Below are 13,259 nucleotides of genomic sequence, written 5' to 3'. Positions count from 1 at the left end.
GCAATGAAGCAACATCCATTTAAAATTGCATCGCTTGGTATGCAGCATATGCTTGCTATGTACGCTGGCGCAATTATCGTTCCGCTTATTGTGGGCGGCGGACTTGGTTTAAATCAAAAAGAGTTAACATACTTAGTCTCAATTGATTTATTAATGTGCGGCGTTGCGACAATTTTACAAGCATTATCAAATCGCTTTTTCGGTATTGGACTCCCAGTTGTACTTGGTTGTACATTTACAGCAGTTGGGCCGATGATTGCAATCGGAAAACAATACGGCGTATCTTCTATTTATGGAGCAATTATTGCTGCTGGGTTATTCGTTGTTATTTTTGCGAAATTATTTGGAAAGCTTGTAAAACTGTTTCCACCTGTTGTAACAGGATCTGTCGTTACCGTAATTGGAGTTACACTTGTTCCAGCAGCAATTAATGATATGGCTGGAGGAGTAGGAAGTAAGGATTTCGGTAGTCTTGAAAATTTAGCGTTAGCATTTGGTGTGTTACTATTTATCATCATTATGTATCGTTTTTTTGACGGATTTATTCGTTCGATCTCTATTTTACTAGGTCTATTGTTCGGTACAATCGTTGCGGCATTTATGGGGAAAGTAAGCTTGCAAGCAGTTGGAGAGGCTGATTGGTTCCATGGTATTCAGCCATTTTACTTCGGAACACCAACATTTGAATTGACGCCAATTATTACGATGATTTTAGTTGCTTGCGTAGGGATTGTAGAAGCGACAGGTGTTTACTTTGCATTATCTGATATTTGCAATAAAAAGATTGGTGAAAAAGAATTAACAAAAGGCTATCGCGCAGAAGGATTAGCGATGGTGTTAGGTGGTATTTTCAACGCGTTCCCATATACAACATACTCTCAGAATGTAGGACTTGTTCAATTAACTGGAGTAAGAAATCGCGTTATTATTTATACTTGTGGTGGTATGTTAATCGTTCTTGGGTTCATTCCAAAAATCGCAGCGATTACAACAATCATTCCGAAATCAGTACTTGGTGGTGCAATGTTAGCGATGTTCGGTATGGTTATGGCATATGGCATTAAAATGTTAAGTAGCGTTGATTTTGGTAAACAAGAAAATTTATTAATCGTTGCATGCTCTGTCGGAATCGGACTTGGAGTTACAGTCGTTCCTACTTTATTCTCACAACTTCCTGAAAATATTCGTATTTTAACAGATAACGGAATTGTACTTGGAAGTGCGTCAGCAGTACTTTTAAATATTGTATTTAATATGGTGCCGCAGCGTAAAGCGAAAGTAAAAGAAGAGCCAGTTTCTATACAAAGTGCAGTAAGAGAAGCGTAAAAAAGCAAGGTCTCGTTATGAGACCTTGCTTTTCTTTTTAAGTGGCATCATTTTCCCGTACGTACCAAGACGCCAAATGTACTCAAGTGGCCCGTATTGATAACGTGACAGCCACCAGCGGCTAATAAAGATTTGCAACGTGTAGAAACCGATGCAGAATAGTGGTCCTACCCATAATGGGGCAAGATAATTATTTTTGAACAATAGTCCGAATACAAGTAACGTAACGATTGTATGTGAAATGTAGTTTGTTAACGCCATTCGTCCAACGTATTGGAATGGTCGTAATAATGTTTGCCATCTTTCTTTTTGTAATAAGCGCATGAGCGTGAAAATGTAGAAGATGAATAATGTCTTTCCGCTAAACATTGTAAAGGCCTGCATATAAATTGGTTCATAAGATGGTTTTGATAAGAAATAACGGACCATGAAGAACCACATTGGCAATGTTAAAATGAACATAATAATTTGCCATTTTTTAAGCTTTGGATCTAACTCTTTCGTACGGCGGAAAATATCCTTTTTGCCGGCATATAAACCAAGTAAAAATAGCCCAACTGTTTCTGGGAGCATGAATACGTTTAGTTCAATTCCATCAGCATAAAATGCATGGAAACGATTTTGTATTTGTGACACCCAGTCTTCAAGTGGCATGATTGGTAAGGATAACCCAAGTTCCTCCTTTGGTATGAAGGCAATCCCAATACTAGCAATTAGCATAAGAAACTGAAAAATACTTAATAAAACGATTGCCCATATTAAAATGGTACGAGGTTCTCTCTTATAAAATAAAAATAAGAAAAATCCAGCGATTGCATACGTATGTAAAATGTCTCCGTCCCATAAAAGAACGTAATGTAAGAAACCAAATAATAATAAAATAAGTAAGCGACGAACAAATAAAGTTTTTGGTCGATCTGTTTTCGCTTCAGCGCGAGTCATAAAAATGTAAAAGCCAAGGCCAAATAAAAATGAAAAGATAGTATAAAACTTTGTTTGAATAAACATATCGTAAAACAGACGGATATAGCTATCTAGCCCCTCATAAATTCCTGAAAGATCACGTGAGTCAATCCCAGCGATAACAGGCCAGTTTACAAGAAAAATACCCAGTACAGCTATTCCTCTAATAATATCGATGGAGTGTATCCTCTCGCCTTGCGCAATATTTTGTGTCATTATTTTCCTCCTTGTTAAGTAATTCCCTTTTATTATACAAAATGTAAGATGGAGGGTATAGGGTAGATTTCCATTTTTTTTAACTATTAAGTTGCGTAGTATGAGATATAATAAGAGTGCACAACAAGTTTTAACCTTCTTCAAAACAGGCAGTAAAGCTCCTTCTTATAAGGGGCTTTCTTTATGAAAAGTGTTGATAATGATTCTCTTTAATGATAAAATGTATTCAAAAGTGATAATCATTATCAAAAAAGGTTGGTGCATGAGTATGGTATATGCATTAGTAGCAGGTACAGTTGCTGTATATGCAGTTATTGCAAAGTATGTTTTAAATGGAGTAGGAACAGCAAAATGAGTGATATGACATAAAATCCCTTTCATTTGTAAAAAGAATGAAAGGGATTTTTTATTTTTAATGAGAATATGCTGAAAATTTAGTATGATAGTAAAGTGAAACTGTAATCAATGGGTAGGGGTAACTCTCACTGATTACGAGCTCGCAAATAGCGGGTATAGTATATACATCTTGGATAAAGGGGAACAAGGGGATGACAAACATAGTACAGACAAACGGTATGAAAAAACTTGTTTGTTTTTATGAAGAGTGGCAAAAACACGGCGATGCAGAGAATAGTTTAAAGTTGTTTGAGGTGATTCAAAAATATAAGCAAGAGCAGCTTATGATAGCGTTCTGCGGTCACTTCTCTGCAGGGAAATCAACGATGATGAATCATCTATATAAAGCACAGTTATTACCAACAAGTCCAATTCCGACAAGCGCTAACGTTGTTAAAATTGAAAAAGGGATGGATCGTGTTGTTGTAACGGTTAAATCTGGAGAACAGTACGAGTATGACGGTGCATATTCAGCTGAAGAGTTAAAACAAATTTGTAAAGACGGTGATGAGGTAATTGGTGTTCACATTTATCGGAATGATGCGCCAATTCCGGAGGGTGTTATGTTAGTTGATACACCAGGGATTGATTCAACAGATGATGCCCATCAACTAGCGACAGAATCAACGCTGCATCTAGCAGACGTAATTTTTTATATGATGGATTATAATCACGTCCAATCGGAAGTGAATTTACAATTTGTTAAAGAATTGAAACAACGTAATAAAACGGTTTATCTCGTTGTAAATCAAATAGATAAACATAAAGAAAATGAATTATCGTTTGAGGATTATAAAGATAGTGTAAAACAATCGTTCTCTAACTGGGATATTGAAGTAGATGGAGTGTATTATACTTCATTACGAATGATGAACCATACACATAATGAAATTGGAAGCTTAGAAAAATTAATTACTTCTATTATGAAAGAAAAAGAGCAGTATGTCAGAGATGGAATGGAGCGAGAAACAGAATATTTAATGGGGGAACATTTCTCGTTTATTCTTTCTGAAAATGAAAAAGCTCTTTTGAAATATGAGGAAGAGTTAGCATCACCGCTTTCCATTTCAGCGATAGTTGAAAAGAAAGAAGAGCTAACGGAAACTAAACATCGCGAGGCTAGTAAAGAATCTCATGTGAGACACGAATTTATAAAAGGCTTACAAGCTATATTAGATAACGCGTATTTAATGCCATTTGAAATGAGAGAATTGGCAAATGCGTATTTAGAAACGAAATTAACTAAGTTTAAGGTCGGTTTGCTATTTGCGAAAGGAAAGACGGAGCAAGAAAAACAGAGACGTTTAGATGCTTTTTATTCTGCCTTGCAAAAGACTGTTGAAACGCAACTTGATTTCCATGTGAAAGAATTTATTGTTACCTTCTTAAAAGAAGAAGGATTGTTTACAGAGGAAATTGGGAAAGACATATATGCATTAGAAATTGCTTTTGGACCAGAAATGTTAGCTGAAGTCATTAAACAAGGTGCAGGTTTCACGGGTGATTACTTACTTCTTTATACAGCGGATGTAGCGAATGAACTGAAGAAACGTTATTTTACAAAAGCACGACAAATTTTTGATAAAAGTGCAGTTGTTTTAAAGCAAAAGGTGAAGGAAGAAGTTGCTCGTATTGAAGAAGAGATAGAAAAATATACGATGTTGCAAACGGCAAAAGAAACGAAATTGCAATACAGTAACAATTTAGAGACATATGAAAGTTATTTGAAAAATGTTTGGCACGAGCGTATTGCTACACCAGAAGGATTGCAAATAGAGGAGATATTGCAAAGTAAAACACAAATTGTTAGTGAGAAATTCACACTACAAGAGCAGGAAAGCGTAAACGGTAACGTAATGGCTCGTGAGGAAGAGATAAAAGGAACGGCAGCTTTAAATATTCAGCGTATATTAGAGAAAGTGAAGAAAGCTGAAACGATATTAGAGCCATTGCCAGCGCTGAAACACGTACAGCAAGAGGTAATAGAAAAAAGGCGTCGTGTGGAAACGAAACAATTTACAGTAGCGTTATTCGGAGCTTTTAGTGCTGGGAAATCATCATTTGCCAATGCATTGCTTGGTGAGAAGGTACTTCCTGTGTCACCAAATCCGACGACGGCAACGATTAATCAAATTTTGCCAGTTACAGAGGAAAAACCACACGGAACAGTAATCGTTCAATTTAAATCAAAGCAAGCTCTATTAGAAGATATGAAAGCTGTTTATAAGCTGTTTCATTTTGAGATTACTACGTTAGATGAAGCGTTAGCACAAATTGATAAAGTTATGAAATATTCTTCACCAACTGGGAAGCAAAAAACAACATTTAGCTTTTTACGAGCGGTACAAAAAGGGTATGATACGGTTTCTGCTCATTTAGGAGAGCAAGTACAAGTTACATTAGAAGAGTTTTCTGATTATGTAGCGAATGAAGAAAAATCATGTTTTGTTGAGTACATGGAGCTGTATTATGATTGTGCTTTAACAAGGCAAGGAGTAGCGCTTGTAGACACACCTGGAGCGGATTCCATTAACGCTCGCCATACGGACGTTGCGTTCCAGTATATTAAAAACGCGGATGCTATTTTATTTGTAACATATTATAATCATGTGTTCTCTCGTGCTGACCGTGAATTTTTAATCCAGCTTGGTCGTGTAAAGGATACGTTTGCTCTTGATAAAATGTTCTTCTTAATTAATGCGGCCGATTTAGCAGAGTCTGAAGAAGAACTTGAAATGGTAAAAGGGTATATCGCAGACCAGCTACTGCAATACGGTATTAGAAATCCGCGTTTATTTGCAATTTCAAGTTTATGTGCGCTTGAAGAGAAACAAGGAAAGGATATTGAAAAAGAAAAATACGGTATATTACAAAACTCTGGGATTGCGAAGTTTGAGGAATCATTTACATCCTTTATGATGAGAGATTTAATGCTCGTATCTGTTCATGCTTTATATGGTGCATTGCAAGGAGCAGATCAGCTTTTAGTAAATATGATAAATGGTGCAAAGCAGGGGAATGAAGAGAAAGAGAAGCAAACGAAAAAATATGAAGCAGAGCGTGATCAACTACTTCATATTATTTCATCATATAGTGTGCTTGCTGAAGAGCAGGCGATGCAAAATGAAGTGAAAGAATTGCTTTATTACGTGCAACAGCGTCTATTCCTACGCTATAACGATGTGTTTACTGAATTTATTAATCCAGCATCGCTGCGAACGGATGGAAATGTGAAAGTGCAGTTGCAGCAGTGCGTTATGGAATTAGTAGCATTTATTCAGCATGATTTATTACAAGAAATGCGTGCGACATCATTACGCCTTGAAAAATGGATAGATGAAGCGATGAAACGTGCAAAGAATGAAATTGTGGTGAACTGTAAAGTAGAAAATGAATCAATTTCTATGAGTGGAACAGTGGATTATGAATATAAAGATATTACACATAAAGAACCGTTCCCTTCAGTTGAAATAAAAGATTTCAAAAAAGCATTGGCACATTTTAAAAATGAAAAAAGCTTTTTTGAAAAAAATGATAAAGCTTTCATGCAAGAAGAGGCTAAAGTTGTATTAGAGCCTTTCGTATCAAACTATGTAGCTGATGAAAAAGATTTATTTGTTCATCATTATAAGCAAGAATGGGATATGAAATGGAACTTATTCCAAAAAGTGATGCAGCAAGATGTGATGAACTACTATGAAAGTATATTATTTGCATTGGCTGAAACGATTGATGTATCACTATATGAACAAAGTAAAAAACAATTGCAAAAACAATTAGTGGAGATTGAAAAAGAAATTTATGTGATCTAGTCGTTATGAGAAAAAGATTCGTTCGATTTTCTTTTGCAGTACTGTATCTAAAGATTTGACAAACCCAGCAAATTCATCGGTAGAAATCATATGAGTAAGAACGAGTCGTCTGCCGTCTGGTGTTTCACCGCATAAGACGAATGAAGAAAATTCATATGTTTTGTTTTCTACTACTAATTTTGGATAGGAATACGTGTCGCTTTTCTTCTTCTTTCCATCAATAGAGATGACGTTGCATTTTTTCTCATTGTTGTCCATGGTGAATCCCTCCTTTCTATTACTTATGGTAGACAAGGAGGGATTAGAACAATAGGGAAAGGGGAATTTTTTATGAGTGTAGTAATAGAGTCTATTTCGAAAGAAGCTATACCGAAACCTTTATTATTGCTTGCTGATCCAAGTGAGCAGCAAATTGATGCATATGTACAAAGAGGCTTAACATATGTAGCTAAGCAAGAGGAGAGAGTTATAGGTGTATATGTTCTTTTGGAAACAAGGCCGAAGACGATGGAAATTATGAATATTGCGGTTGTAGAGCATTTGCAAGGAAAAGGGATTGGGAAGAAGCTATTAAGTCATGCTGTAGAAACTGCTAAAGGATATGGTATGTCAAAACTTGAAGTTGGTACAGGCAATTCTAGTGTTTCACAACTTGCTTTATATCAAAAATGTGGATTTCGTATTTTTTCTATTGATTTTGATTACTTTTCAAAGCATTATGAAGAAGAGATTATTGAAAATGGGATTGTATGCCGTGATATGATTCGGCTTGCAATGGAATTGACTCAGAACGTATAACTTATTTAGGGGGAAGAGAAGATGGAAGTACATAAAGCAATTACAGCACATTCTCGTAAACAAAATGAAAGTGTGAAAGCATGTTTACAATTAGATGCGCAGCGTGAAGCAGCTATTGAAGCAGCCGTATCTCTTGCGTCAAATGGGAAAGAATTTTCGGTTGATGTCATTAATGTTGTAACAAAACAAATTAATGCTCTTGCAAAAAATGGTGTTACACTAGAGCGTAAATATGTTACAAAAGAAATGGTTATGGAGTATGTAAGTCGTTTGCAAGAGAAAGAAGGTCGTTAAAGATGATAGTTGCAGTCGAATGGTTACGTGAGCATATAGAAGATGAGAACGTCCGTATAATCGATTGTCGTTTTGATTTAGCGAATCCTAATTGGGGTAGAGAAAAGTATGAGGAAGAACATATTCTTCATGCGTTATATTTTGATTTAAATTTAGATTTATCAAGTCCTGTAACAGAACATGGTGGTCGCCATCCGTTGCCGAATATTGAGGAGTTTGCAGACAAGCTTTCGCAAGCTGGTATTGATGAACATACGAAAGTAATTGCATATGACAGTGAAGCGGGTGCAAATGCTTCTCGTCTCTGGTGGTTATTAAACTATGTAGGACATGAGAAAGCATATATATTAGATGGCGGATTTCCAGCTTGGAAAGAGAATGGACTACCGGTAACAACGGAAATTCCTGTTGCTAAACGAAAAGCATTCAAAGCAAATGTACAAGATCATATGCTTGTAACGATGGGAACGGTCAAAGAGAATATTCATGCAGGTGCAGATATTACGTTAATTGATTCTAGAGAGCCAAAACGGTATGCTGGTGTAGAGGAACTTGTGGATCCAAAAGCGGGACATATTCCAACAGCAGTAAACTATTTTTGGAAGGATGGAATTGTACAATCAGGACAATTTAAGAATGAAGCTCAGCAACAAGAACGATTCCAAAATCTTGCGAAAGATAAGGAAACAATTGTATATTGTGGTTCTGGTGTTACAGCATGTCCAAACATCCTTGCATTGAAATTAGCTGGATTCCAAAATGTTAAATTGTATGCAGGTAGCTGGAGTGATTGGATTTCTTATCCAGAAAATCAAATTGCAAAAGAAGAAGATTAATCACTTGCATGCAAAAATAATTTGTATTAAAATAAGGTCACAAGCAAGAAATTGCTCGAAAAACTTTGTATTTTACACATTGGAAACAATGTGATAATATAACGACAAGTAAATAATACATCCTGCGGTGTACGTAACTTATTTATGTCTAAAACCGATGTTAGTTATACGGAAGCTCAATATTTAGCGACCATCATCAAGCCTTCCTTGTGGAGGAAGATGTACGGTAACTGTGAGGGCATCCACCTGCGAGTAGCGGGTTTTTGGACATTTACGAGGAGCGGCACGTGCGGGGGTCTTATTTCAACTAACATTATATAAAATTCCTACGGTGTACGTAGCTTATGTATGTCTTAAACCAATAAGTTTAATATGGAAGTTCAATATTTAAATGTAGCTAACATGCCATCTTTTTAAGAAGGAAGTTACAAACATTTGTGAGAGCATCCACCTGTGAGAGCAGGTTTATGGACATCTAGAGAGAACGGCATATGTGGGGCTAAATAAAAACCTTACGTTTTATACGTAAGGTTTTTTTGTTGCATAAATATATCCATGTTATCCCGCTTTAATGGGCAGTAAGACCCCCACCTCCAAATTCAGCGAAAGCAAAGAAGTTAGGTGGGGGATGAAGAAAACCCCCACTGATTAAAGTTTCACTTTATCTCGATTCACCTGTGAAATTTCCATAATAAATATAGCATTTTCTATCTTCATCAATCTCTCTTGAATCTAAGGTGAACTCCATATGCATACCGTCGCGCTGAATATATATAGTATCTGAATGAAGAGATGGCAAAATTTCTTCATAGTTCCATACATCTTTACTTTCAATCAAGTTTGAACTCGCATCCTTCAGCTCCCTAATTTCAAAACCGATGTGGAAGTAAGTAGGATCTGAAGGATCGTTAGAAAAAGTTTCTTGCTGAAGATATATAACTGCTGTTCCGTCTGGATCGACTGAAGTTGCAGTAACAACATATGTATTTTTATCTTTTATAAAATATTCACAAGTCATGCGTGCGATGATTTCAGAATTAGAAATATTTGCGTAGTTCCATAAAGCAGGATACCCTTTCGTTTCATCATTAAGTCGATATTCTAATCGCATTTTATCCCTCTTCTTCCTTTTTCTTCTACTTTATCATGCCATCCTATATAATAGGAATAGAATTTAAAAAGGGGAGTGCGAAGGTGACAAAAACGAAATGGCTAGTAGGTGGTGTCATAACGTCTTTAATGACTGGCACCTTATTTGGCTGCGCACAAGATCTTCCCCCAAAACCGAATGATAATAGTTGTTCAGATTGGGATTGGGATGATGAACTTGGGGTATGGCAGTGTGATGATAGTAGTTCAGGTTATCGTGGGCATTACTTCTATGGTGGGAGATACTATCAAAATAAATCAGCTTTTAAAAATTCATCGGCGTTTAAATCGTATCAATCGTCTGCGGAATTTAAAGGTGGAATTGGGAGCGGTTCAAAGGGAGGATTTGGGGGCTAACATATGTCGCAATACATAAGGGAACGAAAAGAGTTTTATTCGAAATATCCGGATTTCTGGTCGGATTTATATGAATGTGAGTATAGTTTGTTTCATGTTTTCTCTATAACAAATGAGACTATGAAACAATTACAAGTAGCGACTGAACGAATGGGAAAAATATTTTTTAAGACTGCTAAACTTTTGCGTAATTTAAGTGACGAACAGCTTCTTGAACTTGGGTTTCCTCTTGCGAGCCTAGCGTTCATTAGAATGAAAGGATTATATCCTGAATCTGTTATTTCGCGATTTGATTTCGTATTAACAGATGATAACCAAATTAAAATGCTTGAGTTTAATAGTGATACGCCAACTTTTATTATGGAATGCTTTCAAATGAATGGAAAAGTTTGCGGAAAACTAGGCTACGATGATCCAAACTTGGATCAAGAACGATTGCTATCTTCTGGTGTTACAAAAGCCGTTATGGAAGTGACAAAGGGAATAGATAACCCAAATGTTGTTTTTACAGCACATCATGAACATATTGAGGATTGGAATACGACTATGTATTTGAGTCAGTTATGCCATGTTGAAAATAAAGTAGTGCCAATGTCAGAACTTAGAATTACAAAAGATGCTTTAGTGGATAGCGATGGAGTACCGATTGATGTTTTATATCGTCAAACATATCCGATAGAAGATTTAATTGAGGATCAAGATCCTGAAACAGGAGACTTGGTAGGTGTGGAACTGTTGCAACTTGTAAAAGCCGGAAAGCTTTTTATAATAAATCCTCTGTCAGCATTTTTACTTCAGCCCAAATCAATTCAGTGTCTGATTTGGGGGTTAGCAGAAGAAGAGGCTTTTTATACAAATGAGGAACAACAGTGGATTAAAGAATATATGTTACCTACATATTTAGAACGAGATTTATTTTTAGGAAAAGGTTCTTTCGTTCAAAAACCTTCATTTGGTAGAGAAGGGGACACAATTACCGTTCGTGATAAGGACGAAAATATTATGATGCAAAATGCACATCAAACGTATAAAGCGTCACTGCCGATATTTCAAAAATATATAGAACTTCCAGTCGTATCCTTGGAAACAGAAAAAGGGATGGAGAAACTGTCGTATGTGTTTGGTTCGTTTTTAATTGCTGGAAAAGCGAGTAGTATCGGTATTCGCGCTGGGGAAAAAATTACGGGGAATGAATCGTACTATTTACCGGTAGGGATAAAAAGGAGGAAAGTATATGATTAATTTTTTATTATATTTAGCAGTAACACTGGGACTTTTATGCATTGGTCTTTTCCTAATGGAAGTGACAACGAAAGTAAAAGAATTTAAGTTAATGGCTCAAGGAAATAAGGCGGTAAGCTATGTGCTTGGAGGACGATTACTTGGGTTAGCTATTGTTTTGTATTCGACAGCAGCTAATTCCATTTCACTTCTTGATATGGTTTCGTGGGGAGCAGTTGGTATTTTGGCTCAAATTATCGTTTATTATTTAGCTGAGTGGCTTACACCACGCTTTAATATAAACAAAAGTCTTGAAGAAGATAATCAAGCAGTCGGTCTGTTTCTTATGTTTTTATCGCTTTCCATTGGGATTGTAATTGCAGGTTGTATAACTTATTAAAAAACTTTACGCTCAAACGTAAAGTTTTTTATTTTTATATACGTTAGTTTGCCATACCTTTCGAAAAAATTGTAGGCTACTGTTGACATCTATTTTAAATAAGAGTAACATTTTCTATGTAATAAAAAAATAAGTCTCTGTTAGGTGAGGCTCCTGTATAGAGAAATGCTACTGCCCAAAAATGTCGAGAGACGCCAATGGGTCAACAGGAATGATCGAATTAAGGTTTTTCTTAACGTAGCTGGTAATGTACCTATGCTATACAGTGCTAAAACTCGGCGAGGGAGAGGTCCGTAGATTTCTAATTGTATTAGGAATCGTTTATTTGTGTATGTCATGACCTTTACTCTTTTCAGAGTAAGGGTCTTTTTGTTACAAAGCTATGAGTAATTTCATAGTATAAACTATAAAATTAAACGAGGAGGTGAGGAGCATGTCAAATTCTGACTCGGTTCCGTTACCCATATACTTCAATTCAAAAATATATGATGTAGGCAGGAAACGACTTGTTCCTCCCTCTATATTTATCATAATGTAGCGTTTATATGCATGTTTAAGCGCTAGACACTGTTAAGGTAAAGTGGATAAATTGAGAAACAAAGCGTTTCTTCCTATGTTGTACAGGAGGAGACGATAATATGTTATATGCAAACAAAACTGTGGGTAACACGTCATATAAATTAAGTAAAAAATCAATGAAAGAACAAACAATGCTTCAAAAAAATAAAGATTTATTAATTGAAATCGCAACGAGAGATGTAAAATCTGTATTTGCGTATTTTAAAACAACAAGAGACGGATTATCTATGAAAGAGGCGCAAAAACGCATTCAAGTATACGGCCGAAATGAATTAACTTCAAAAAGAGCGCGTATTGCGGAAGTAATGATGAAGCTAAGTGGAATGATTCCAGGTTTTTCAAAACAACATGTGCGTGATGGATCACAATGTGAGAAAATTACTGTGTCTCGAGTAGAATGTTCTAGTGTAACAGGGTTAACCGGTGAATTAAAAATGATGAATTTGCCAGTACAAGAGCTTGTTCCTGGTGATATGATTTTTCTTTCAGAAGGTGATATAGTACCAGCAGATGTACGTATCATTTATGCGAATGATTTATTGGTAAATGAATCTGTGCTAACAGGAAAAGATACAAATATTGAGAAATTTGAAAGCTGCTATCACCTTGAGCGCAAAAGATTTATTCCTTTAAAACGAATGAAAGACTATAATCCACTTGAACTTGAAAACGTATGTTTCAAAGGGACGTATATTGTTGGCGGAAACGCAAAGGCTGTAGTTGTTTCGACTGGGAAAAATACGTATTCAGGAATTCTTCATACTTGTTGTAGTAGAATGTCTTAATGTGTAAATGATGCTAAATATACAAAAACAATGTATAATAGACAAAGTTGAAAAAACGTAGAATGGTAATCTATTTATATAACCTTACGTGATGACGTGGGGTTATTATTTTTTGTAGTAGGAGAGG

At 35.9% G+C, this 13,259-nt stretch carries 12 protein-coding genes, 2 other RNA genes and 1 riboswitch; of the genes, 11 read left to right on the top strand and 3 right to left on the bottom strand.

Features of this window, described 5'->3' with window-relative positions:
* The first annotated feature begins 3 nt into the window (after window positions 1-3).
* Entirely contained in the window at window positions 4-1,326 is a 1,323-nt protein-coding gene (gene pbuX / locus K5S59_RS26210; RefSeq protein WP_097843347.1) for a xanthine permease PbuX, read from the top strand.
* A 15-nt stretch (window positions 1,327-1,341) separates the two neighbouring features.
* Here the strand turns inward: pbuX and K5S59_RS26205 are convergent, their stop codons facing one another.
* Complete coding sequence (locus K5S59_RS26205) at window positions 1,342-2,505, bottom strand: DUF418 domain-containing protein (protein ID WP_098237453.1); 1,164 nt, start codon at window positions 2,503-2,505, stop codon at window positions 1,342-1,344.
* A gap of 548 nt (window positions 2,506-3,053) precedes the next feature.
* Here K5S59_RS26205 and K5S59_RS26200 point away from each other — a divergent pair.
* A complete protein-coding gene (locus tag K5S59_RS26200; protein ID WP_120449763.1) occupies window positions 3,054-6,713 on the top strand; it encodes a dynamin family protein in 3,660 nt (1,219 codons plus the stop codon).
* A 3-nt stretch (window positions 6,714-6,716) separates the two neighbouring features.
* On the opposite strand, the gene K5S59_RS26195 is transcribed toward K5S59_RS26200, so the two are convergent.
* Window positions 6,717-6,971 (bottom strand): DUF3931 domain-containing protein, encoded by a 255-nt coding sequence (locus K5S59_RS26195; RefSeq protein ID WP_000369740.1) that lies wholly within the window; start codon window positions 6,969-6,971, stop codon window positions 6,717-6,719.
* 72 nt (window positions 6,972-7,043) lie between these two features.
* Between K5S59_RS26195 and K5S59_RS26190 the strand changes: the two genes are divergently transcribed.
* From K5S59_RS26190 to ssrS (K5S59_RS26170), 5 genes are all read left to right on the top strand, one after another.
* On the top strand, window positions 7,044-7,511 hold the full coding sequence (locus K5S59_RS26190) for a GNAT family N-acetyltransferase (protein ID WP_000117693.1): 468 nt from the start codon (window positions 7,044-7,046) through the stop codon (window positions 7,509-7,511).
* Between the two features lie 21 nt (window positions 7,512-7,532).
* Entirely contained in the window at window positions 7,533-7,805 is a 273-nt protein-coding gene (locus K5S59_RS26185; RefSeq protein ID WP_000451812.1) for a YpbS family protein, read from the top strand.
* Window positions 7,806-7,807: 2 nt separating this feature from the next.
* A complete protein-coding gene (locus tag K5S59_RS26180) occupies window positions 7,808-8,641 on the top strand; it encodes a sulfurtransferase (RefSeq protein ID WP_120449765.1) in 834 nt (277 codons plus the stop codon).
* Window positions 8,642-8,757: 116 nt separating this feature from the next.
* Window positions 8,758-8,940: non-coding RNA, 6S RNA (gene ssrS, locus K5S59_RS26175), on the top strand.
* Between the two features lie 21 nt (window positions 8,941-8,961).
* Window positions 8,962-9,145: non-coding RNA, 6S RNA (gene ssrS, locus K5S59_RS26170), on the top strand.
* Window positions 9,146-9,302: 157 nt separating this feature from the next.
* Here the strand turns inward: ssrS (K5S59_RS26170) and K5S59_RS26165 are convergent.
* A complete protein-coding gene (locus tag K5S59_RS26165; RefSeq protein ID WP_001235516.1) occupies window positions 9,303-9,752 on the bottom strand; it encodes a hypothetical protein in 450 nt (149 codons plus the stop codon).
* Between the two features lie 83 nt (window positions 9,753-9,835).
* Here K5S59_RS26165 and K5S59_RS26160 point away from each other — a divergent pair, with 83 nt between their 5' ends.
* The 4 genes from K5S59_RS26160 to K5S59_RS26145 all read left to right on the top strand — a co-directional run bounded on the left by K5S59_RS26160 (window position 9,836) and on the right by K5S59_RS26145 (window position 13,132).
* Window positions 9,836-10,147 (top strand): hypothetical protein, encoded by a 312-nt coding sequence (locus K5S59_RS26160; RefSeq protein ID WP_098259175.1) that lies wholly within the window; start codon window positions 9,836-9,838, stop codon window positions 10,145-10,147.
* A gap of 3 nt (window positions 10,148-10,150) precedes the next feature.
* Window positions 10,151-11,389 carry a glutathionylspermidine synthase family protein gene (locus tag K5S59_RS26155; RefSeq protein WP_120449767.1) on the top strand — a complete coding sequence of 413 codons (1,239 nt, stop codon included), beginning with the start codon at window positions 10,151-10,153 and terminating at the stop codon, window positions 11,387-11,389.
* Complete coding sequence (locus tag K5S59_RS26150; protein ID WP_000606861.1) at window positions 11,382-11,768, top strand: DUF350 domain-containing protein; 387 nt, start codon at window positions 11,382-11,384, stop codon at window positions 11,766-11,768. Before K5S59_RS26155 ends, K5S59_RS26150 begins: the two co-directional genes overlap by 8 nt.
* A 129-nt stretch (window positions 11,769-11,897) precedes the next feature.
* Window positions 11,898-12,063: riboswitch (M-box (ykoK) riboswitch) on the top strand.
* A gap of 343 nt (window positions 12,064-12,406) precedes the next feature.
* Window positions 12,407-13,132: a P-type ATPase actuator domain-containing protein gene (locus K5S59_RS26145; protein ID WP_000964972.1), complete on the top strand. Its 726-nt coding sequence runs from the start codon at window positions 12,407-12,409 to the stop codon at window positions 13,130-13,132.
* Window positions 13,133-13,259 lie beyond the last annotated feature (127 nt).

The organism is Bacillus sp. BML-BC051 (assembly GCF_019656175.1).
In the GTDB taxonomy this organism is placed as follows: Bacteria; Bacillota; Bacilli; order Bacillales; family Bacillaceae_G; genus Bacillus_A; species Bacillus_A mobilis.
The sequence above is the reverse complement of the archived record's forward strand: the minus strand, read 5'-3'. Positions and strand labels throughout refer to the sequence as shown.